Below are 21,955 nucleotides of genomic sequence, written 5' to 3' on the forward strand. Positions count from 1 at the left end.
TGATTTATAAATTTGAATCAATGCCTGGATGTACTTTTTGCACCTAAGGCTTTTCCCAGTACAGAGTTTTTATCAATGCTTTCGTAATATTTAAACCCTTCTTCAGCATGGTAGAGGCAGTTGATTACTTTCTTAATAGTGACTATTTGTGGCGGATCATCACCAAAATTAATGAAAGGGACTCCTTTTTCTTGTTCAACAAGCTTTGTGACTACAAGATCATCTAATTGATCTTTAAGTGTTTGTAGTAACAATTTCCTTGCTTTATTAATTTGTTGTGATAATGGAACTTCAGCTAAATCATCGCCATTAGGCATAGTAATACTCCAATAGGTATACTATATAGTATAATTTATTTATGAGAATACACATTGAATATTAAATGAACATTAAGGATGTACTATTTTCTTTAGGTAACATCTTTAATTAAGGTATCAGGACAGTTATCACCGGAAAAAAGAAAAAAATCATCAATAGGACTTGTGAAATAGATAGTACCTAATTTTACATTAAATTGATTTTTAGATAGGCATTCGCCAAGAAACACGATGTTAGTTTTGGTATGGCCCAAATGTGGTAGGTAATAGGTTTCAACGGACGAGAAAAACTTATTTTATGTAGAAGGGCTCTTATCTTTTATTTTTATCCACTGTGCATCTGCTTTTTTGATGTTACCAGGAATATCATTTGCCCAAATGTCTTGGATTTGTTGATTCAAATTAAGATAGAGCTTGTCATTCACTATCTTCCATGTCAGCGGATCACTAATCACTTTATGGCCGACAGATACTCCATAAGCACAATATCCTCCATAGGCAGGTAGATATTTTTCAGGATTTGCTGCAAAAGTATTTTTGTTTTTTGCAGTTGCAAAGATGTAAGCGACACCTTGATAGAACGCGACATAATTTCCATTTCCTCGTACGGGTCCACTTTTTTGTTGATAGGATACGAGATCATAACCTTGATTACCTACCAAACTAATGGGACTTTCTGCTGCAGATATAGAGGATTGAAGGAATAGAAAAAGCACAACACATAAAGAGAAACAGCGTGAAAGTAAGATTTTCATGTTGAGAACTCCATATTGATCCCTATTTTTATTTTCCCACTTTAAAAATCATTATAGTCCATAGCAAGAATTAATGATTTTTTTCTGTGATCTTCTGAGAATAGGATCGGTTCAGATAGGCTTTTTTCGCACCACCGAATGGCAGTAGTAAGTGTTATAGAGTCTTTACTTTTATAATAAGCCCATTGAGCATGCTCCAGCAATAAGCTTGCGGCAAAAGTTTGTGTTAAAGAATAAGCAAGCTGACGTGCACCTGTGTGTTGCTCCTCATCGTTTATATGAGGCGAGTGGATATAATTTTGAAGTTTTTGTGCCACATGTTGGGCTTTTACTTTAGATTGAATGAGATCTTGCAGCCTGATCTGTTGCAATCGTTTTTGTATGTCCTCGAGAAATGCTACAGCTGCATTTTCCTTATGAATTGCTCGCAAGACATCTAAGCTTAAAATATTTGTTGTACCCTCCCATATAGATAATACTTGGGCATTTCGTAGTAATTGTGGCAAGCCAGTATCTTCAATATATCCAGCACCACCAAATGACTCTAATGCTTCGCTAGCCACTGCAATCGCTTGTTTTGCTGAGTAGAGCTTTACTAGAGGGGTTAATAATCTTAATACAGCTCGTTCTGTTGGTGTTGCTTCACCTGATTCATCTTTTCCTAAAAGTTCAATGGCATGAAAAACTAGGTGAAAGGCAGCGGTAAACTCTATTTGCATATTTGCTAAAGTTTCTAGGTGTAGCCCATGTTTTGATAATGTATGACCAAATGAAACGCGTTTAGTTGCATAATCTCGGGCAAGCGCTATAGCCCGGCGCATGTAACCTACAGCGCAACATGCATTGTAGATTCGAGTGATATTAAATAAAGAGGAGATTTTTTTTACTCCATCACCTGCGCCTCCAATCAATAATGCGCGCGTATTCTTTAATGTGAGTTCCGCTGTAGGCAGGGCGCGCGTGCCTAGTTTGTCTTTTAATCGATTAATACGGATGCCATTGAGTTTGCCCATTTGATCGCGAAGTTCCAGATAAAAAAGACTTAGTCCTTTACTTCCCTCAGGAGCACCTTCGATACGCGCAAGGGTTATAGCGATTTGTGATGTTGTTGCAGAAGTAAACCATTTGTCGCCGTTAAGCAGAAAGCAAGCACCCTCAGGTGTAGCACTTGTCGTGGTACCACTTACATCCGAACCTCCTGTGCGTTCAGTCATCCATTGTCCAGAAGTCCAAAATTGAGTTGGGTTTGAACTAATCAGATGTGGAAGTACGCGCTGCTTTAATGATTTATCAGCATAAAGCTCTAATGCACGAGCAGCGCCATCGGTCATTGCAAGAGGACATGTATAAATGGCTGAAGAGGGGTGAAATAGATATAATTTTGCAAATTGATGGATGCGAGAGTAGGCACCATGCCGACGCTCATAGCCAATAGCAATTAATTTTTCTTCAGCCGAAATTTTATCGAGGTCTTTCCATGCTCGGGAGACCTCAATATGGTCGATACGCCTACCCCATGGATCATAGGGTATGTGTTTTGGAGGGTATGCTTCTGCTTCTTGACCTAGTTGATAGATATCTTCAATGACGCGTTGACCTAAATGATGCAATTCTGGTTGAATCTCAGTTAGCATTGGCGGTGGAAGTTTCCATTCAAGATAAGCCTTTAGTATTCTATCATCATCGTATTGATTGCCAAGACAAGGCGGAGTTTGAAAAAAATCACTCATGGATAACTTCCTTATGATTTTTAGTGACGCTCTATCTTAGCTGGATTAGAAATGAGGGGCAACAGAGAAAATTTCACTTATTTTCAACAAAAAAGAAAATACTTAATCAGGAGGTTGTCAATTAAGGAAAGCCGTTTTTGAATTTTATACACGTTACATTCATAACTCTTTTTGACATCAAAATCCATATCTTGAAGCTTTGCTTAGAATAGGCAGTCAAGTTACACTATAGAATTTTTAAATTAAGGTTTTTTTAGAATGAAGCGAAGATCGCATAACCTTTTAACTTGGGTACCTCATCTTTTTTTGTTTTATAAAGAAAAAGTATTTCGAAAATTAATGCCTGTCTCAATCGTTATTATTCTCTATGCTGTATTCATTGCTTATTTTTTTGAAAGTGCAACTCGTTATAATTTAGGCCAATTTCATCTTATTTTTAGCTTTATTCTAACCATTATTATTAGTTTTAGAGTCAATACCAGTTATGCTCGTTGGTGGGAAGGGCGAATTTTATGGGGCTCTATTGTCAATAATTGCCGTAATTTGGGTTTAAAGTTTGATGCGTTTGTGGGGTTGAATAAATATCCTGATTTTTATTTATTACTTCAGAGGCTTCCAGTGGTTATTAAATCACATTTACGTAAAGAAGGCAGTGCAATTCAAACAGAATTACTTTCATTATGTATTCATGAATTTGAAGGCAAACATCCTGTTCTTTTGATCACAAAACGTATGTATCGTATTCTTAATGAGTTGCGTCAAGAGGAAAAGCTGCAATTGGAACAGTACCTGGCTTTAGATGTTCATCTTGCGAATCTCATGGATATGCTAGGGGGGTGTGAGCGTATTGCTAATACTCCTGTGCCTCCCGCGTTTGCTTTTTTTGTAAAACAAGCGTTGCTTTTTTATGCACTTATGTTTCCTTTTGGTTGGATTGACACTTTTGGCTTTTTTATTATACCCATGATGGTTATGATTGTTTACATTTTACTGGGTCTAGAAATTTTATCTGAAGAGTTAGAAGACCCCTTTGGTAAAGATGATAATGATTTACCACTTAATGCCATTGCTAAAAATATTGTGCGGAATGTAGAGCAAATTGCGGAGATCGATGCGCACTGAGCACTTGAGAGCTGTATCAAGTATAAGTTAGGGTAAGTTATTGAATTTTTCCTTGAAAAGCAAAGATACATGGGGTACTTTTTATGGAAATGATTGTCCCTAAATGAATACCCAACTTAATACCTGAAGATTTTCCCTGAAGCTATTATGTTTATTAGCAGGAGCAGGCTTCATTTATTATCTGGGAAGTAGCAGCACATCTATCATTGAGATAAGGAGGGTTAAATGATAAGTAACAACGCGTTAGAGCATGAACATTGCCATATACATCCTAATAAGTGTATCTCTTGGACCGCTATTTTTATTGGTGCATTAATAGCTCTTGGGCTTGGCCTATTGTTTGGTCTTTTAGGTGCGGTTATAGGGTTAAATTCTTTGAAGACTGTAAATAGTGGTTCAATTGTATTCTCTCTTGGTGGAATGCTAGGAGTAATTGTCTGTGTGATTGTTGCTACAGCGATAAGTGGTTACATAACCGGTTATCTGGGACGTTTGCATTGTTCTAAACATCATCACTTAGGTATTGTGTATGGTTTTATTACATGGGTTTCTTCTTTGATTTTAGGTGCTATATTACTAGGGATTTTGAGTCAAAACGTAGTAGCTTATTCAAATATTGCTCGTACTGTGGTTGCTATTCCAGTGCCAATCACACAAATTACGACTCCAGTTGGCTCAACTAAGATTTCTTCTTCAACAGAAAATGGTGAAAAAGTCACTGTGGTGGAGGTTAATGTGACTCCTGCGGATCTTGCTTCAGGTGCTTTTTTAGCCTTCTTGTTATTTTTTCTTGGGGCATTGTTTAGCTGTCTTGGTGCTCATTGGGGAATGCATTGCAATAGAAATAGGTGCAATAGAAATAATGATAAATAAACGCTTATGCCTACATCAGAAACGATGTAGGCATGATATGCTTCTTAATAATTGCAATTAAAATCAAAAGGAAATACTACAGAAACACTATTTTCCGGGCCATTTAAAACGACAGGTCCTGCTTTTAAAACGCATTGACCAATGACAGGGGCTTGTAACCAGCCATTTGCTGGAGTTGTGTATACCGTAGCGCTTATGATTAAAGGCTCTGAAATACAAGGTAGTTTTTCAATATATTGTGGGGCACTTCCGCCGCTTAGTGTAATTGATTTATTCAATCCTAATTGATTCGTTACATTAAATGCAACATTTTGGTCAAAAGTTACGGGCGGTGTTGAAACAGCCACTTGAATCTTGCAGCTCATATCCGTGTTTGCATATGCAGGAAGAAAGACAGAAAAACTCATTATGGAAAAAGTAGTACATATCACCTTTTTTAACATAAAAAACTCCTAGATTAGTGGTTCAATTTTTTGTTATGGGATTCAGGATAAAAGCAGAAATAGAGTATCTTGTAATAGGAAATAAATCCATCAACTATATCAAAAAAAAGATCTATATCCTCGGCTTGGAATGTTTTTTGAAGCTGCTATATTAGATAAAATTAAGAAGTCATTTATAATGAAGGGATATTAATGGTCAAAACCATTCACAAACTAAGCCGATATATTTCACTTATTTTGGTAATTAGTGGCATGATGAGTGTGGCTTCAGCTCATGCATTTACCTCTGAAGCCAAACCGGATCTTCATACTCATAAAATGCGGGTTAAGCCACAACACTCTCAGGAAATAATCGTCTTGGTTCATGGTCTCATGCGTACTTCTTTAAGTATGTGGCCCTTAAAAAATTTCTTAAAAAGAAAAGGGTATGCGGTTTACATCTACAGTTATCCTTCGCATAAATACAGCATCCAAGAACATGGAACTTATCTAAATCAGTATATTAAAAATTTATTAGCAAAAAATCCCGGGGCAAAAATTAACTTTATCACTCATAGTCTTGGAGGAATTATTACTCGAGAAGCTCTCTCTCAACTTTCAAAAGAACAATTAAAGAATATTGGTTCTCTTATTATGCTGGCGCCTCCAAATCAAGGTTCAAAATTGGCAAAGATCTCAACCAAAATGTTTCCTATGCTTACTTTTCCAATTAAACCATTAGCTGAGCTTAGCTCAGATCAAACCTCATACGTACATCATGTACCTGTTCCTAACATTAAAATAGGGATTATAGCGGGGCGGTATGATGCGAAAGTACCCCCTGAATATGCACGTCTAGAAGGACAAAATGATCCTGTGATTGTAAATTCCAATCATACTTTTATTATGAACAATACACAAACTCGTGAATTAATCATGAATTTTTTAAAAAATGGGTCATTGCAATGATTGCAGTAAAATCATTCATATGAAGAAAACCCAGATGCCGAAAAATTATCAGAATAAAAAAATACGCGCTAAATATAGGCTTATAGAAATTTATTGCTTTGGAAAATTTGTTTCGAGATTATTATTTTGGGGGTGATATTTGGTATATACTCGCTGCATTTGTTGTTTCAATGATCAGGTTAGAAATTGTTTCGCTAAGCAATTCGCGAACAGAGTATTTAGTTCTAGATGAAGTGAGTGTCAGAGCACTGAATAAATCTTGATATACCTCATGTTCATCACTCAATGAGCATTTGCAAAAACCATTAATTTCACGAAGTTTTCGACATATGTAGTTGATTGTACTATTATTTTCATATTGAGGAAGCGATCTTTTAAGCTCATTTTCAAGTTCGGCAGAATCAGCATAAGTGGCCAAAAGTAGCAAAGTATCAAATATTTCCAGTCGGTTTTCTTTTTCAACTTTATCAGGGGTGTTGGAGAGTATTTGGCGCATTTGATTAATAAATTGCTCTATTTTATTTTTCTGTAATGCAATTTTTACCTGCAACTCGGGATTCATTATATAACCTCCTGATCTAAAAAACGTATTAATCATATTATATTGAGTTTGAGTTAAGCAAAACATTCCCCGTATTATTATCCTGTGTCGAATATGTATCAATTAATTGATCAACAACAAAATCAATATCATCATGTAATAGACACTCTTTTTGAACGGACTTTAGATTACCAAATTTTGCATATAATAAAAGCATTTGTAATAAAATTTTTTCAGTTTTATTTTCTTTGATTTTAGCTTTAATTTGTTCAGGGTCGATTATCTCCATCACCATTTGGCCATTACTTTCCTTTTTAACAGAGAAGCATGGTTTCTTATTCTCTCCATTCAATACAATTTTAAATCCATAATCTGTCACTGCAAATAAGGAGTCGATTTGGAATTCAGGCTGTTTTAAGCGCTTCAAAAAAAGATGCTTGTCACTTTTGGCGCCAGTATTTACTCGAGCTTTATTAAAAAAAGATGCAAGGCACATCAAGGAGCCTTTATCATGACTAATTGTTACTGTTTTTTCTCCATGGGTATCCACAGTGGCAATTAAAGGAGGTGTTGTGTTGCGAGGGACATTGGTGTTGTAAAATTCAATTGTTGTATTGGGATCACAATGAATTAATAGGCTAAGACTTGCCATTTTATGCATATGAATCAAACTTGTGGTATTTACATAACGCCCCTTATCGGCTGAGCTGCTTTCTTCTTGTCTTGCTCTTTCATAAGAACGTTTGACAACTTCTGACATATCATCCAGACAAGCACAAATGATTAAAGAATTATTATTTTTTGCAACTAAAGCTTTTTGTGAGGGTTTATAAGTTACTCCGTCAATAATGATATTGGGCCGTTTTTCTTTTTTTGCTTGCATGCGTTCTTCAACAAGTTCACTGATTAAATAGGCACTATCTTGAGTACGAATATATACTTGTTCTGTTTCCTCTTTTTCAAATTCTTCAGTAAAAGGCATAAAGATGCCTCGATAATCATCTGTTGCAAGTGACACGTAGTCTTTTTTATCTTCTTTTTTATGTATCTGCTAGAAATAGTACTTTTACCGCTGGCTGCTGGTCCTAAAAATACAAAATCATGATTATCGATTAGTGGATACACGGGTTTTTCCTCAAGCATTATTTCTTTAGTAAACTCATCTAAGTTTTTATCTAAAAATTCAGCCATAGTTTGATTAACCAGTTTTTTTTGTATCTTATTCATTTCCATGATGAAGCATGAATTAAATCTGGATTGATAGGCAATGCTCCCTTGATTGAGATTAGGATATAGTTTTTCCATGCGTTCATGAGCTTTTTTACTGCAGAGTTGTTCTGTGTTTGTCTCTTTGAGTGATATGTATATTTCTGACCAAGCGTCTAAAAGTTTATGGAACTTTGTATTTGATTTTAGAATATTATGAAATAATTGTTGTGCTAATTCATTGACGTCTTCGATGTCTACTCGATAATCAGTAATTAGTCTCGTGGCAAGATGAAGCATCAAAGTCGTTTGCATTTTAGGAACCAAGACATCAGTTAGCCATTCTTCATGAGCTATATTGGCGTGCATTAACTGATCCTGAAGATCACCTTCCATAAAATTAGGCTGGAATATGCGATTATAAGTTTCGTGTAATTTCCTTTCTTGAGTATTCCATCGACTCAAACCTTTTAGAGTTAAAATATGCCTCATATTAAAATAGGCAAGGGCTGTTTCTCTAACCTCGCTTAATCGATTTAATGGTTTTGGGAATGGTTGTTCAGGAAGAACCAAATCCTTACTTAATGGTTGAACCTCTTTTACTTCTGGACTCAATAGGTCCATAGCTAAAATTTTATAGCCATTGCGTGTGCTACGACTAATTCTTACACTGCCTTGAGAGTTTGAGGAGGGTACTTTCTTCACTAAGGACTCTGATTCCATTTGATGCATATGCAAGAGATCAAATAAGGATTTCTTTTTAGGTAATGGATTTGTTAGTTTCTGTGTTTGTGCTTGAAAATGAGGTAATTTTACTGAGGGTTTATAAAGCAAAGAGTGATCATGATGTTTATTATAAAAATCAATACCTGCGGCAAGAATCTCTTTGGCTTGATTGCCAATTCCTTGAATCTCACCGTTTAGGTTGCCAGGAATGACATCAAGTATTTCATGATTGTGATTATAGATAATCGCCATGACATAATCTTGAGGTTTTAGATGTGTATAAGCCATTTCAGCCAATTCGGTTTTGCCCATTATTTCTGCAAAAGTCTGTGCCTGAAATGCCTCTTTTCCGCGAACAATGTAGAGAATCTTAATATCATTCATACCACCAAATTTAAGAGCTATGTCAAATTTATCAGTCACAGTGTGGGTGCCTACGCCAGTAGCAGTTAATGAAGTAGCAGTTCCTGATCGAACTTCATGCTTTTTTAGGTTATTTTCTTGTCCTGATAGTAAATGACTATCGGTAGGATATTCTCCAATACGAGTCACTTTTTTAGCAAAAAATTGGGTTTTAGGAAATGAATCAGTTAAATGCCCCCCACGAAAAACAAGTGGAGCTTGAGTGAGATGTAATTTGTCATTTTTATAACTACGTACTGTATGATAGTGATGGACATCATTTTTTAGGGATGATGTTAGTTTATCTTTAAGCTGTTCTCGAAACACAATGGAGGGTGGAATTACTAAGCTTGATTCATCTGTTAAAAAGGAATGCTCTTTTTTATTTTCAACATCGCGTACGGAAACAAAATGTGTATCGTTCACCAAGCCGATAACTAAATCTACTAAATTAAGTTTCCATATTTTTTCTTTATCTTTGCTGTCTGGTACATATTGGGTAATTTTGTCATTTGTAGAATTAAAGATGACTTTTTTGATGAAGTTTTCGAAATTCCCTGTAGTGGATGGATACGTTTCATCTAGTTTCCACAGTGGAGTACTTTTATAGAATTCGTTAATACTTTTTAAATGCATAATAAGCTGTATTATTTTATTATCCAGTTCTTCATCTTTTGCGTGGGGATCCTCTTCTAATGCAGCGACTAAAATAACCATTTCCTTCATTAAGAGGCCTACAGTTTCAATTTCATTTTCGAATATTTCGTCGGCACCAACAATTTCTTTTATTTGTTTTATCTGGATATCGATTTCTTGGTTATAGTGTTGGCATGCTCCTGCTGCTAATAGATCTTTAAATCGCGGTAAATTACCATGATTTAACCATTGATAGAGGCTAAATTTAATTCCTTCATCTTTAACCAAGTCAACTGCAGGTAAATGTGATAGAAATAAACGTGCACCCAAATCACTGTCTAAAAAGGCAATTCCTTTATCTCTCAGTGATGCGGTACTATGAAGGGAAATATCTCCAGTATGTCCGCATTGTGATGTAATTTGCAAAATAGCTGGCAAATGCTTTTTTAAGTCTTCCTCAGAAATGGTTTTATCTAAAGCAAAATCAAGTTCACTAAAGTTAATTGTTGCATTGATTTCTTTTCCGTAGGGATCAATTACGCTATAGTTCAGTTGGCTCTCGGATAAATCTACATATAAAGTGTTTTTTTTCAGCAAATCTTTGTTTGGAATTTTGAGACACAAGTCATAGCTAATTGCACTGAAAAACTTAAGTAATGAGTTGTTATCAATTTCTTTAGGTGCTTCTACCTGCTCGCTTTTTATTCTTCCTTGATTAAATTCAGTAGCTAAATATTGAGTAAATGATAACAGAAATGATTCGTATAATGGTTCATGAGTCATAAACGTTATGAATTGCTCATAATCATCTTCTTCTCTGATCTTGTTAAAATCAGGAAAACTATTGGCTAGTTTGCTTTGCATTGATAAAAAATGGATAAAGACTTCATTAAATTGATCAATGGTATTAATTGATAATGACTTTAAATGCTCAAATGTTAATTCTTGAGATTTTTTATGGGTAATATGTAATGCAAGTTTTTGTAAGAATAAGGAATAATGAGGATTATTTTGTAATTTTTCTAGAGCTGATTTTAGACATTCTTGGTGAAATGCTTCGGCACCCATTGTTTGACGCACTTCATCTTGAATATCGATGCCAATTTTTTTTGCATCTTGCAAAATGACAAGGGCAATTTCTGGCGCAATATTATCCCATTGATATATAAAACCACTTCTTGATTGTTGTTTTGAATAGCTTGTAGCAGACAGTTCTATTGCGCCACGTAGTGTACGCTGATATTCATATCCTGGAAGTTCATTCTTATTGATGAGATCAAAATCAACGCATTTGTTTGTGTATATTTGTGTCATTATGTGTCATAGTTGTTTTTTTGGATAAAACTTATATCATATTTTGCTTAAGGATATATGATGCAACACTAATGTTGTTAATTGGTTTTTTGCTACTAACAAGGGAATTAAAAACGTATGTTCTATTTTTTTACTAACAATACGGGGATTTTGGCGATGCGAATTACTTCTTCAGCAACACTCCCGGTCAGTATATGCTGAATGCCACGCCGACCATGAGTACCAATAATGATTAAATCGGCAGACCAGGCTGATGCTTCATCAACAAGCTTTTCAGCAATTTGTGCTTTAGAAGGAGTGAGTTCCGCGAGTTTCATTTCAAACTCAATTTTTACGCGGCTTAGTTTTTTCTTTATTGAATTTAAAACTTCTTGTCCTTGTTTTCTTATTAACTCAACGAACGCCTCGCGATCTACATCCCCCTCATATAAGGTGTCTACGATGTGAATCACACAAAGTTTAGAATTTTGGTTTTTAGCAAGTTGAATCGCCTCTTTTAATGCTAAAGAGGAAGCTTTACTCCCATCAACAGCAATCATAATCTGTTTATACATAAGACTTCCTTGCCGATAAAATTAAATAATACATGAGCCTTGCGCACTTGCAATATATTTGCAATAAATATTATTGGTTATGATAACGAATGCTGTGTTTCAACAATTACTCCCTTAATAAAGTTTCAAGTTTGATGCTCGATCTCTACTCGCTTGCCTTAATCCGGATGTTTTACCTAATGGATAGGCCATAAGATAAATGTTCATTTTGGATTCTTTCCATGGTCTTGATTCTAAAAGCATGGACTTATTGATCGATAATTGTTTGTTTATGACATCTATATATTATTGAGTCTAGCAAGCTCCACAATTACTCCTTCTGCTCCTGAGTGCTCCTGATCACAATTTTCGCTTAAACATATTTTCAAATTATCAAGGTCTTTTCCAGTAGTTTTAAAGATAATTTTATTTTTTATTACAATTCTGGCTTCATAGGTATCTTTTTCATTCGATGAGCCCATGACTCTCTCTGATTTCTCATCATATATACAATTATAGTGCAAAACCTTTTTTAAAGTTCGTATAGTGAACTCTGGGCAACGTCTCTGAAGTTTTTGTACACACTACCGCATCTTAAATTGTTCACGGATTTTGCCTGGTCTTAAGTGATTTTAATAAGTGTTTGATATTTTTTATTTATAAACAAATTCTCTAATTGGATAAAAATTTATTGGCGAAAAGCTGAAAGCCTTCAACATTGCTTTGCTTTTCAATAACAGGTGCTATTAAATTGGTAGTATTTGTTTTTGATTTACCCCAAAAAAAACCTACAGTTTTTTCTTCTGTTTGAAAGCCATAATAATGTGTGGCATTTTTGGCAAATTTTTGTTCGTATTCTTTTTCTTTTCCATCTAGCTGTTCGATTTTTTTCTGATGCTTGAACAATTTATCACGAAGAGTTGCCATCTCGTCACTTTTAATCAAATTTTTATCATGAATAGCTTTCATCAAGGTTTCTGGTCTTGTGTAATCAGTTCGTGTTTGAGAGTCAAAAAGGGGCGCAAATATTTTATCACCCTTAGATTCATGGCAACTGATTTCTTTCATAAGATTGACTATAGAATCACAATTGATCAGCTTTAGCTCCTTATTCTTGCGCGCCTCCTCAAGCATAAATAATTGCAAACTATGAGTCCATTTTCCATGAGCAACTCCGGAACCAGGATCACAAATCAAATAACCAAACCCCAAAAAAACACGGGTAAAGAGAGAAGATGGAAGTATGCCTACTAAGTAAGGTATTTCTTTAGGCAAATGGAACTTACTTAGTTTGTAAATGTCGCCGGAATGTTGATATCTCAATGGACCTTGGGTGTTTTTTCGGGTGTCTCCTAGATTAAAACCATTTTCAGCGCCCCATTGAGTAAAGAAGAAACGAAAAGTTTTTTTATTATTCGGGGCATTAATTTTTTCGTAATCAGAAGCAAACTTCTGAATGTATTTATGGACCAGTTGCGTATTTAATAAAAAATCTAAAATAGCACCTAGATTTTCTTTTAAATTTTCAGAGAGTCGTTGATAAGTTTTATTTCCCTCGGGGTTATTTAAAATTTCTTGAAGTTTTTTTTGAATGGGATTTGGCATATTTTGTTCCTTCAATCTGATTGGCAAAAATTAAGTTGATCGAATGAGAAAGAGTTTTCATATTTTGAGCTTGAATGAAGCAATGACATAGTGGATCGGATCATACTATGATTCATCTTCATTATTTTCTTCAATCCAACAATCGCTTGGACCTCCTGGAGGTATTGGTCGTTTGGGTAATGGCGAGGGATGAAACTTTGCTCCTTTTCCATTGTCATCGGTGCGCTCAGATTTAGTTTTCCGATGAGTACAGATGATTTTATTTAAGGTATCAATCAGATTTTGTTCTTTGAAAATAAAAAAAAGATCATTTTCATTAAGCAGAGCATCACGGTTGCATTTGCTAATCACGAATAAATTAGCATTAATTTTATGAATAAAGTTTGCAATACACTTTTTATCTGTAGCATGCGGTGCTTTTATCATGACGTGATAAGGAAATTTAATAATATTGAAATCTCCATTACCATCAGCATATTTTGCATAAGCAACCGTACTATTATATTCATTGAATTCATGCAATAAATCACAGTCATCGTAAAGTCTAAAAATAATTTTTTGCTTCTCAATTCTGGTGTTTTCTTGTTTTTGGGCAATAAAAATTTTTGCATCATTTAATTCTTTAAATTCAGCAATTGCTTTTTCTTCGCCACGAGCAAATTGTTCTGAAACTTTATAGTGCATACATCGAATATCCAAAGTTCATCCTTAAAATAAGAATAGCATAATGTATGTTTGATCTCTTCAAATACAGCGAGTCATAAGACTTTGAGTGGCAAGGATATGGACTAAGTAACAATAACTTTAGTGATCTTAGATTTAGCTATAATGATAATATAGTGATCCATTTTTTGTAAAATGAAAGAAAAAGCTATGGCTCTAGGAAAAAAGATGAAACAAGTAAATGATAGGATTCAACGTTCTCTTTCTGGAGCAGAAGAGTTTTTCATATTAGTAGAGCAATAAAAGAGGAGTTCTCTAGGCGAGTAGAAAAATATAATAAGTTAAAAAAGAATATACAAGCTGAAACAAGTGAAACCTCAGAATTAAGAACCATCCAAAATCAGCTAAGCTGTCTGCATCCTAATAAACAAAAACTACAGAGCCTGGCTCCAATCATCCGAGGACAATGCAACTAAATAAGGTTTTACAATCAAGTGTCCCATGAAAATTGTCGTCTACAGAAGAAAGTGGTATATTTTTTTTATAGTTAATGGAAGGTGAAGAATATTATGCCCCGTATTAAAGTGAATGATATTTCTATGTATTATGAACGTCATGGTCAAGGAGAGCCTATTGTTTTTATCGCTGGATTTAGTGCTGATCATCTAGCTTGGGCTGCAATTGTTGAGTACTTTAAAGAAAAATACCAGGTGATTCTATTTGATAATCGTGGTATTGGTCAGACAGATATTCCGGATGGCCTTTATAGTATCGATCAAATGGCAAATGACGTAGCTGATCTATGTACAGCACTCAATATCCAACAAGCCCATTTCGTAAGTAGTTCAATGGGAGGGTTTATACTGCAATCATTAGCGTATCGCTATCCCAGCCTTGTTAAATCTGCAGTAATAGGAAATTCTGGCGCAAAAATACACACCACTTTTAATATTTATCTTCAGGCACAACTTGAACTGATGAAAGCTGATGCGCCTCTTAAATCACTCATTAAAGCTTCATGCAGTTGGTGTTTTTCATATCAATTTCTTTCTCACCCTGGAGTGCTTGAACAGCTCATACAGATTGGTTTGGATAATCCTTTTCCATTTACGATTAAAGGACATGAAGGGCAATATAGTGCTCTTCAACAATTTGATTCACAAAATTGGATAGGACAAATAAAGGTACCTGTTTTAGTCGTGACTGGTGATCAAGATATCATTATTAGGGATCGAGATTCTAAATATCTTGCTGATAATATTCCTGGGGCACGGTATTATTGTTTTACTGAGTGCGGCCATTTACCTCAATTAGAATATCCAGAAAAATTTGTTCAAATTGTTCAAGAGTTTATTGAAACATTAAAATGATTTCTCGAAAGGAACTATTTCTAGCTTGGAAATCCAGCTTCAAGATAAGTGTCTGCGTTTTTGCAGACACTTTGCTTTAATGAAATAAACTATAAAGCCCTGATAGAGTTTATAGGAGTCTCGTGTTCAGTACATGTACCTGTTTCCAATGACCATCCAAGTTTTTTCAATTCTGCATTGATTTCCATTTTTTTGATTATATTGATTAATTCCTCAATGATTGGAAACTCATCAGCTTCTTCAATTATTTTTAATAATTTTCCAATTTGATTAATGTCAAGCAATTGCATTCGACTTTTTACGTCATTGTGTTTAAGCGCTTGTAGTAAATAATCAATTGTTAATTTATCTGCTTGTAACAAATTGAAGATATCTTTCCAATCTCTTTGGATGTTTGGCACTGTTTTTACGCAAACACCTTCTACATGTTCACCAATTGGATATTCTGAGCAGTAAATGGTTCCACGGCTAAGAATCATCTCAGTGACTGAGCCACCATTTTCTAAGGTGGTGATAATTTCATTGAGTCCGAAGCTTTTAGCATCTTCGAGGCCATGATCTGCTTGGTTTACTCGAATATGGACATGGAGTGTTGTTGTCGCTTCCAGGTAAGGCATATGGAGATATATTTTTATTTTATCCTCTGGAGTAACACCATACACTGCTGCAAGATTTGCTAAAATATTGTCCCTAAGTGATTTTAAATAAATCAGTGATTGTGTTTTATTTTGATCTAAATCAAATAAGCAGGCCAAATAAACACTGTCACTTTTTGATTCTAACGAAGTAATTGATTCCTGACTTAAAGTTCGGGGTAATTTTGAAAAACTTCCATGCAACTGCAAAGGAGTCATTTCTTGCCCATAGCGATAATAGTCAAACGGTTGTTTTTCTTTTTTAACATCACAAGCTCTTTCTGCTTCACGCATTAATTGAGTTCTATGAAATTCTAGAACTTTGTGGGCTGGTAGTGTAGAGCGAAACTTAGCAGGTAATGCTTCAGGATGAATATACCAGGTAACTAAAGCCAAACCATTTTCTGAGTTTTTTAATTGTTTCAATGCATAGCTAGTGGATACTTTTTCACAGTCAGATAAAAATTTCTTGATGTCAAGGTATGCAGGATTGGTCATTAATATGGTTTTTGATTCATCATAAGGTGTATCAAAAATTGGATACATTTCTGGAGCTTGTACAAATAAAGCTCTTTCCAACGAAGGTCTACCCTGTAAAAAACGATGAACAAATCCAGGTAAACCATGAATCTCATGATAGGCATCGGTTAAGCACTTTGCACCTGTTTCATTAATATTTACTGCAGTGCACGTCGCTACATTGTATTTAAGTCGAGTTTTTTCACTTAAAATCAGTTCCTTTTTATCCCATGTATTGGTAGTTCCTGGTCCTATAGGTGCCAAGTGTTCATGAGAAAGTGCTTCGTCATCGGCTAACTGCAATGGATTAGTAGTAGAAAAAGTCTCAGCTGAAGGAATTTCTTCATTTTTAGTTAAAATTGGCTTGAATAAAGTTTTAATTAAAGCATTATCAAATACGTATTTAGATAACATGTAATTGTAAAAATAGTTCACGGTGCGCAAATATTACACCACGAGTCTTAAAAAAATCTTAAGTGGTATAAAAATAGATGCACAAAAATTATTCTAAAATTTGTGTAAGAATTGAGTGAATTACTAAACTAGGGTAGTTTCGAATTAACGTTAAACTCAGGACACTGCAATGAACTCAATGGTTTTGCCGTTTTGCGCAAGTGAAAGTAGAAATCCATCTTTATTTTAGCATTGTGTCTGAGTTGTCCGATATATTTGTTTTTTGATAGGACCAGCCTATTGTCTTATTTATGAGTCAGCGTATGTTTGAGTAAATTCATGAATTTCTGGAATAATAATATTGCGGAATTTTTTGCCATTGAATAGTCCGTAATGTCCAACTTCTTCAGCAAGAAAATATTTCTTCATGGAGTCAGGTAAGTTTTTACATAGACTGATTACTGATTTTGTTTGTCCAACTCCTGTTATATCATCTCGCTCACCTTCAATAGCTAAGATGGCTGTTTTTTGTATGTCTTGTAAACGTACATTATGGCCTCTGGATTTATAGCGGCCTGTTGTTAATAATTTTTCTTGAAAGACAGTGTTAATGGTTTGCATGTAAAATTCAGCCGTCAAGTCCATGGTTGAAAAATACTCAAGATAAAATTTGATTATTTTGAATGCAGCTTCTTTTTGATTTTCCGCATATCTGTCGACCGCTCTTTGTAGGGACTCCATATGTCGTTGCAAATTCATGCTCATAAATCCAGCAAGTTGCATAAACCCAGGGTATACAAGTCGCATTGCCCCAGGAAAACGAGATGGCACGATGGAAATTACATTTTGCTGAAACCAATCATCTCCTCGTGATGCAGCTAGATCATTTACTGTAGTAGGGGATTGGCTTGTATCAATTGGCCCACCTAGCAATATTGCTGTTCTTGGTAAGTTAGCTGAATGATTAGTTGACATTAATGCAACTGCAGCTAAAACAGGGACTGTAGGTTGGCAAACTGCCATTACATTTAAATTAGGCCCCAACAAATTAAAATAGGAGATCATATATTCTATATAATCATCTAAATCAAATGATCCTTCAGTTAAGGGAACATCACGGGCATTTTTCCAATCGGTAATATACACATCATATAAAGGTAGTAAGTTTATTACTGTATCACGAAGCAGGGTAGCATAATGCCCAGACATGGGGGCAACTAGGAGCATTTTAGGTAAATTCAAATGGTCTGCATATGTTTTTTTAAAACGAATCAGGTTACAGAAGCTTTGCTTGTCAATAATTTCTTCTTGAATGTCATAATACTCATCGTCAATTTTAATTTGATTAATATCAAATTTAGGCTTGTCATAAACATTAGTAATCATATGAAAAACATACGCATAACCTGCTACTCTACGATAATGACTTGAAGTTGCTTCTAATATTTTACGGAAAGAGTTTTGCGTATCATCGGAGGTATAAGGAATTTTATAGGGCAAATTAATGTTATCGGAAACTCTACGAAAACGCCTTGCCAAATTTTCACAATAATCGGAATAGGGTTGCAATAAACGCATATTAAAATCATAGATATTATAAAGATACCGATTATCAAGAGGATTAAAAAACATTGCCTATCTCGCTAGCATCAGGATATTAAAGTAATATACTCAAAACGATAAAATAGCAATATGCTCCTCTAAATATTGTGTTTATGGCATCGGGCTAGAGATATTAAAAAATATCAAGGTACTCTTATTATACTCGGAAACAACTATTTCATTTGTTTAAAATAAGATGATAATATTCTTTTTTTAATTAAACAGGCTGTAATCATGTCAAGATTTCCAAATAAAACTCACCATGAGCTTCGTCAGTATTTTAAAAAATTGAGCTTAGAGCAATTGAATGAGCAGAATTGTTTCTATGGTCAGCATTTTGAGAATTTAGAAGATAAGCTTGATGAATGCAATCAGGCTTTAGTCACCGAAATCAGACATAGGCATATCTTACAAGAACAAAAAAACAACCATGAACTCACTTATGATTCTGTGGTAGAAAGCGAGCAGGGTTTTAGGTTAAGCCTTGAATCGTTAAATGACATTACTGATCATTCAGAACGGTTTCTTGCAAGAAAATCGATTGGTATCTCTCCAATGGAGCTTTACAACCAAAAATTATCAGACATTAGCACTCCTATGTATCAATCAAATTTAATGATTGAACATCTGACAAAGAGGCTTGACGATTTAACAAAAAAGAAATCAGGAGCTATTTCTGAATTAAAAATTCTTAATAGTATTATTCAGGAGAAAGAACAATTAATCAGGTCATCTCAACTAGTTCGAGAATACTCCAAATAACGGGTAAAATAATTTTATTTAAGTATAAATAAAATTGCTTTTTGCCTTGTTCATTAAGGTATTGAAGCGTTGTAAATGTTTCTGGGTTGTTGTAGGCGAATGCAATACAAATTCAGAAACAGATAATGCAAAAAGGACCCTGCGTATTTCCCAAATTGTTTCTTGAAAGACATCAATTCGCTTTATAGTTTGCGGACTTACTCTCGCTTCTAATTTTAAATTTTGCGAACTAACGGCTATGGGGGAGCAGGTTTTTATAACTTCGGTACGTAATTTTGCGACAAAAATAGAAGAGTTAATTTGGTGGGTACGGGTTTGAGTGATTTGTTGTACCACCTCATTAAAAAAATTGTAAACCATCATCTGGTGAAATAAATAAAGTTTTTGTGAATAATGATAGGTCTGAAATAAAAAATAATCCCCAATTAAAACTATAGATACACCAAGCAAGGTACATATCCCTCGATTTAACATCATCACAAATGGACCTTCAGGAGAATTTATTTCAGTGGTCTGGGCTAATAAAAAGAACACGATGAGGGTAATAAAGAAAACGCTAATATCATAACGATTTGTATTAATTGAAGATACAGAAAATCCAATCACCGCTACAATGAATATAACCGGGATTAATCGATAGTTAAACTGTGTTAAATAAAGCAATGGAATTAAAATCAACAAAGCAGCAAAAGTACCACCAATGCGAAAAATGGCTCTTTTAACAATTAAACCGGGCTCTATTCCGGCGCTGATGACGATGACAGTGAGCAAAACCCACCATTTATGAGGAATATTCGAAAATAAGTAAATCAACATAGCAACCATAAACATAATTGCTAAATGAACAAATCGCGCGTAATCAAGCTTTCTTTTTAATGCATTTTGAGTAAGCATAATTTATTCCAGCTACGAAAAGAACGTTCGAGGCAAAGGGCAACATGGTGTTGTAACTTTGTTTTAGGTTCTATAGGAAGTTGAGGCAAACCGCATTGGGAATAAGCGTGCATCTGCAGCCTAAGCCAGAGTAGATTATTTTTAATTCCATACCAAAATGATTCATTCATTGTCTCATAATAAAGATTATCTAAAGAATGTTGAATATTACGAATGTTTACTGAGATACGATAGGCAGGCATCATATATTTTTTGGGAAGCATTTTTGTGTAATTTCTAACCATTCCTAAATGCATAATCTCTTCCCAAGTCGGTTTTTTATCATTTTTATTTATAGTGTAATCAATATCTTTTTCGAGGTATTGGATGAATTTATATAATGCTCTGTTCCAGACAATTAAATACATATTCGGAAAAATTCTTAAACAAATGAAAATAAACGTCATGGATAATGCAATGGACGAAATAAAACCATATGCAACCTCAAGATTGGCCGGAGGGTCGATACTTAAAACCAGTGCGCCTGATGAAATAAGTAACATCGTTAAATTTTTTAGCGTGTAAAAATACTTTAATACGCAAAAATAAGTGACTGAAAGAACAAAAACAGAAAAAAAGAAAAAAATCACGCGAAAGGGATATACGAGATAGAAGGTGATACTGATGAGAATTATGCCTATGGTAATAAAAATCAGTAATTGTTCTTTTTCTTTGAAAGTAGAAAGGACGGGCGCTTCATAAAGCGATGTTAATAGAAATGGCATAAAAAAAGCAATAAAGCTTACAGGTTGAAATAACCAATAAACATATACTTCCACAGTTGCAACAAACAGACATTTATAAAGTGTAATGCGTTGAAGGGCGTACGGATCAACTTCATCGAGCCATTGTTTAAACTTTAATATAGACATAAGCACTGGTTCCAACGCGAAGTGGGTAATGAGGATCAGGATCGGTGATTCGAATAATGACCGGAAGTCGTTGTGGTAACAAAATCCATTGATTTTCATTAATGACATTTTGTAATTGAGTCCGATTGTCTACTAATTGTCGATTAGCAGACCAATAATCAGATTCCACTACCCCATGAAACATTTTTCTACTTAGATACATCCTGGGGAATATTAAAACTTTTGATCCTTTACGTACATCCCGTAAATCTGTTTCATTAAAATTTGCCTGTATGTAAACATTATCGGTATCTACTAAAGAAAAAAGTGGTTGATTAATATTTACTGGGGTTCCAATAGTGAAAAACAAATTTTGGATAATTCCATTCCCTTGCGCATAGACATTCGTCAACTCTAAATTGACTTTTGCATTTTTTAATCGTGCAGCAATGGATTTAATTTCATTTTCTTGAGCTTCTATTTGATTTTTATCAATTTCTAATTGCTTTAGAGCCGCTTGCCATTTGTCTTTTGCTGCTTGTGTTTCTTGTTGCGAATTTTGGAGAGTCATTAAAGATACGGATTTTATTCTATAACCTTGACGGTATTTTTGATCATCTTGATCAAGCTTAATGTAATTTCTTTGCTCGTTTTCACTGAGCTTAAGATCGCGCTCATAAGTGGTTTTTAATACAGCCAATTGTGCTTGAGCGCTGGCTAAATCCGCTGTAAGTTGCTCAACTGCATAGATATAGGGCTTTTGAAACACGGTAAAAAGCTTTTGTCCTTTTTTAACAACATCACCATTTTGGACGTAAAGGTCAGTAATATAGCCATTAGTGAGAGCAGCGACGGGTCGTACATTGTTAACAATAAATGCATTATCGGTGAAAGGAAATAAATAAGAAAAAATATAAACAAAAGTCGTTAAAATACCTATAAAAATAATTGCATTAACTAAGGTAACCGAACGCTTTAAGCGAGTATACTTTTTTTTGATTTTTGTACGCAATTGAATGTAATTTTTCATAAAAACAAATGAGTTTAAATTTTTTTTCTCCTCAAAAGAGGAGTCC

General features: G+C 34.6%; 21 protein-coding genes. 5 read left to right on the forward strand and 16 right to left on the reverse strand.

The window, feature by feature from the left end; translation table 11 throughout:
• Positions 1 to 17: 17 nt before the first annotated feature.
• The 3 genes from EL220_RS18705 to EL220_RS06310 form a co-directional block, all read right to left on the reverse strand.
• Entirely contained in the window at positions 18 to 317 is a 300-nt protein-coding gene (locus tag EL220_RS18705) for a hypothetical protein (protein WP_232002659.1), read from the reverse strand.
• A gap of 296 nt (positions 318 to 613) precedes the next feature.
• Positions 614 to 1,072: a YHS domain-containing (seleno)protein gene (locus EL220_RS06305; protein ID WP_027271158.1), complete on the reverse strand. Its 459-nt coding sequence runs from the start codon at positions 1,070 to 1,072 to the stop codon at positions 614 to 616.
• Positions 1,073 to 1,113: 41 nt separating this feature from the next.
• On the reverse strand, positions 1,114 to 2,802 hold the full coding sequence (locus tag EL220_RS06310; protein WP_027271157.1) for an acyl-CoA dehydrogenase family protein: 1,689 nt from the start codon (positions 2,800 to 2,802) through the stop codon (positions 1,114 to 1,116).
• A 258-nt stretch (positions 2,803 to 3,060) separates the two neighbouring features.
• Here EL220_RS06310 and EL220_RS06315 point away from each other — a divergent pair, with 258 nt between their 5' ends.
• Positions 3,061 to 3,924, forward strand: coding sequence for a bestrophin family protein (locus EL220_RS06315; RefSeq protein ID WP_027271156.1), 864 nt, complete (start codon positions 3,061 to 3,063; stop codon positions 3,922 to 3,924).
• Between the two features lie 225 nt (positions 3,925 to 4,149).
• Positions 4,150 to 4,797 carry a hypothetical protein gene (locus tag EL220_RS06320; RefSeq protein ID WP_027271155.1) on the forward strand — a complete coding sequence of 216 codons (648 nt, stop codon included), beginning with the start codon at positions 4,150 to 4,152 and terminating at the stop codon, positions 4,795 to 4,797.
• Between the two features lie 44 nt (positions 4,798 to 4,841).
• Here EL220_RS06320 and EL220_RS06325 read toward each other — a convergent pair whose 3' ends face one another.
• Positions 4,842 to 5,240, reverse strand: coding sequence for a hypothetical protein (locus EL220_RS06325; RefSeq protein WP_027271154.1), 399 nt, complete (start codon positions 5,238 to 5,240; stop codon positions 4,842 to 4,844).
• 192 nt (positions 5,241 to 5,432) lie between these two features.
• Here EL220_RS06325 and EL220_RS06330 point away from each other — a divergent pair, with 192 nt between their 5' ends.
• Complete coding sequence (locus EL220_RS06330) at positions 5,433 to 6,188, forward strand: lipase family alpha/beta hydrolase (protein WP_027271153.1); 756 nt, start codon at positions 5,433 to 5,435, stop codon at positions 6,186 to 6,188.
• Between the two features lie 121 nt (positions 6,189 to 6,309).
• Here the strand turns inward: EL220_RS06330 and EL220_RS06335 are convergent, their stop codons facing one another.
• The 7 genes from EL220_RS06335 to EL220_RS06360 form a co-directional block, all read right to left on the reverse strand.
• Positions 6,310 to 6,750 (reverse strand): hypothetical protein, encoded by a 441-nt coding sequence (locus EL220_RS06335; protein ID WP_027271152.1) that lies wholly within the window; start codon positions 6,748 to 6,750, stop codon positions 6,310 to 6,312.
• A gap of 37 nt (positions 6,751 to 6,787) precedes the next feature.
• Positions 6,788 to 7,711, reverse strand: a complete 924-nt coding sequence (locus EL220_RS18710; RefSeq protein WP_232002660.1) for a hypothetical protein — start codon at positions 7,709 to 7,711, stop codon at positions 6,788 to 6,790.
• Positions 7,636 to 11,013 carry a hypothetical protein gene (locus EL220_RS06340; RefSeq protein WP_232002661.1) on the reverse strand — a complete coding sequence of 1,126 codons (3,378 nt, stop codon included), beginning with the start codon at positions 11,011 to 11,013 and terminating at the stop codon, positions 7,636 to 7,638. The genes EL220_RS18710 and EL220_RS06340 overlap by 76 nt, the downstream gene beginning before the upstream one ends.
• A 122-nt stretch (positions 11,014 to 11,135) precedes the next feature.
• A complete protein-coding gene (locus EL220_RS06345) occupies positions 11,136 to 11,567 on the reverse strand; it encodes a universal stress protein (RefSeq protein WP_027271150.1) in 432 nt (143 codons plus the stop codon).
• Between the two features lie 278 nt (positions 11,568 to 11,845).
• A complete protein-coding gene (locus EL220_RS06350; protein ID WP_232002662.1) occupies positions 11,846 to 12,028 on the reverse strand; it encodes a hypothetical protein in 183 nt (60 codons plus the stop codon).
• Positions 12,029 to 12,218: 190 nt separating this feature from the next.
• Positions 12,219 to 13,151 (reverse strand): LirA/MavJ family T4SS effector, encoded by a 933-nt coding sequence (locus EL220_RS06355; protein WP_027271149.1) that lies wholly within the window; start codon positions 13,149 to 13,151, stop codon positions 12,219 to 12,221.
• 105 nt (positions 13,152 to 13,256) lie between these two features.
• A complete protein-coding gene (locus EL220_RS06360) occupies positions 13,257 to 13,835 on the reverse strand; it encodes a hypothetical protein (RefSeq protein WP_027271148.1) in 579 nt (192 codons plus the stop codon).
• Positions 13,836 to 14,383: 548 nt separating this feature from the next.
• On the opposite strand from EL220_RS06360, the gene EL220_RS06365 reads away from it, so the two are divergent.
• Complete coding sequence (locus tag EL220_RS06365) at positions 14,384 to 15,184, forward strand: alpha/beta fold hydrolase (RefSeq protein WP_027271147.1); 801 nt, start codon at positions 14,384 to 14,386, stop codon at positions 15,182 to 15,184.
• Between the two features lie 89 nt (positions 15,185 to 15,273).
• On the opposite strand, the gene EL220_RS06370 is transcribed toward EL220_RS06365, so the two are convergent.
• Both EL220_RS06370 and phaZ read right to left on the reverse strand, forming a co-directional pair.
• Positions 15,274 to 16,773, reverse strand: a complete 1,500-nt coding sequence (locus EL220_RS06370; protein WP_232002734.1) for a hypothetical protein — start codon at positions 16,771 to 16,773, stop codon at positions 15,274 to 15,276.
• Positions 16,774 to 17,040: 267 nt separating this feature from the next.
• Entirely contained in the window at positions 17,041 to 18,363 is a 1,323-nt protein-coding gene (gene phaZ, locus EL220_RS06375) for a polyhydroxyalkanoate depolymerase (RefSeq protein WP_027271145.1), read from the reverse strand.
• 204 nt (positions 18,364 to 18,567) lie between these two features.
• Here phaZ and EL220_RS06380 point away from each other — a divergent pair, with 204 nt between their 5' ends.
• Positions 18,568 to 19,095, forward strand: a complete 528-nt coding sequence (locus tag EL220_RS06380; RefSeq protein WP_027271144.1) for a hypothetical protein — start codon at positions 18,568 to 18,570, stop codon at positions 19,093 to 19,095.
• Positions 19,096 to 19,113: 18 nt separating this feature from the next.
• On the opposite strand, the gene EL220_RS06385 is transcribed toward EL220_RS06380, so the two are convergent.
• The 3 genes from EL220_RS06385 to EL220_RS06395 are packed head-to-tail and all read right to left on the reverse strand — an operon-like array spanning position 19,114 to position 21,909.
• Complete coding sequence (locus tag EL220_RS06385; protein ID WP_027271143.1) at positions 19,114 to 19,989, reverse strand: FUSC family protein; 876 nt, start codon at positions 19,987 to 19,989, stop codon at positions 19,114 to 19,116.
• The gene (locus EL220_RS06390) at positions 19,968 to 20,900 is read right to left on the reverse strand and encodes a hypothetical protein (RefSeq protein ID WP_027271142.1); all 933 of its coding nucleotides are present in this window, start codon (positions 20,898 to 20,900) and stop codon (positions 19,968 to 19,970) included. The genes EL220_RS06385 and EL220_RS06390 overlap by 22 nt, the downstream gene beginning before the upstream one ends.
• Entirely contained in the window at positions 20,881 to 21,909 is a 1,029-nt protein-coding gene (locus EL220_RS06395) for an HlyD family secretion protein (protein ID WP_027271141.1), read from the reverse strand. Before EL220_RS06395 ends, EL220_RS06390 begins: the two co-directional genes overlap by 20 nt.
• Positions 21,910 to 21,955 lie beyond the last annotated feature (46 nt).

This window comes from Legionella sainthelensi (assembly GCF_900637685.1).
Classification (GTDB): Bacteria; Pseudomonadota; Gammaproteobacteria; order Legionellales; family Legionellaceae; genus Legionella; species Legionella sainthelensi.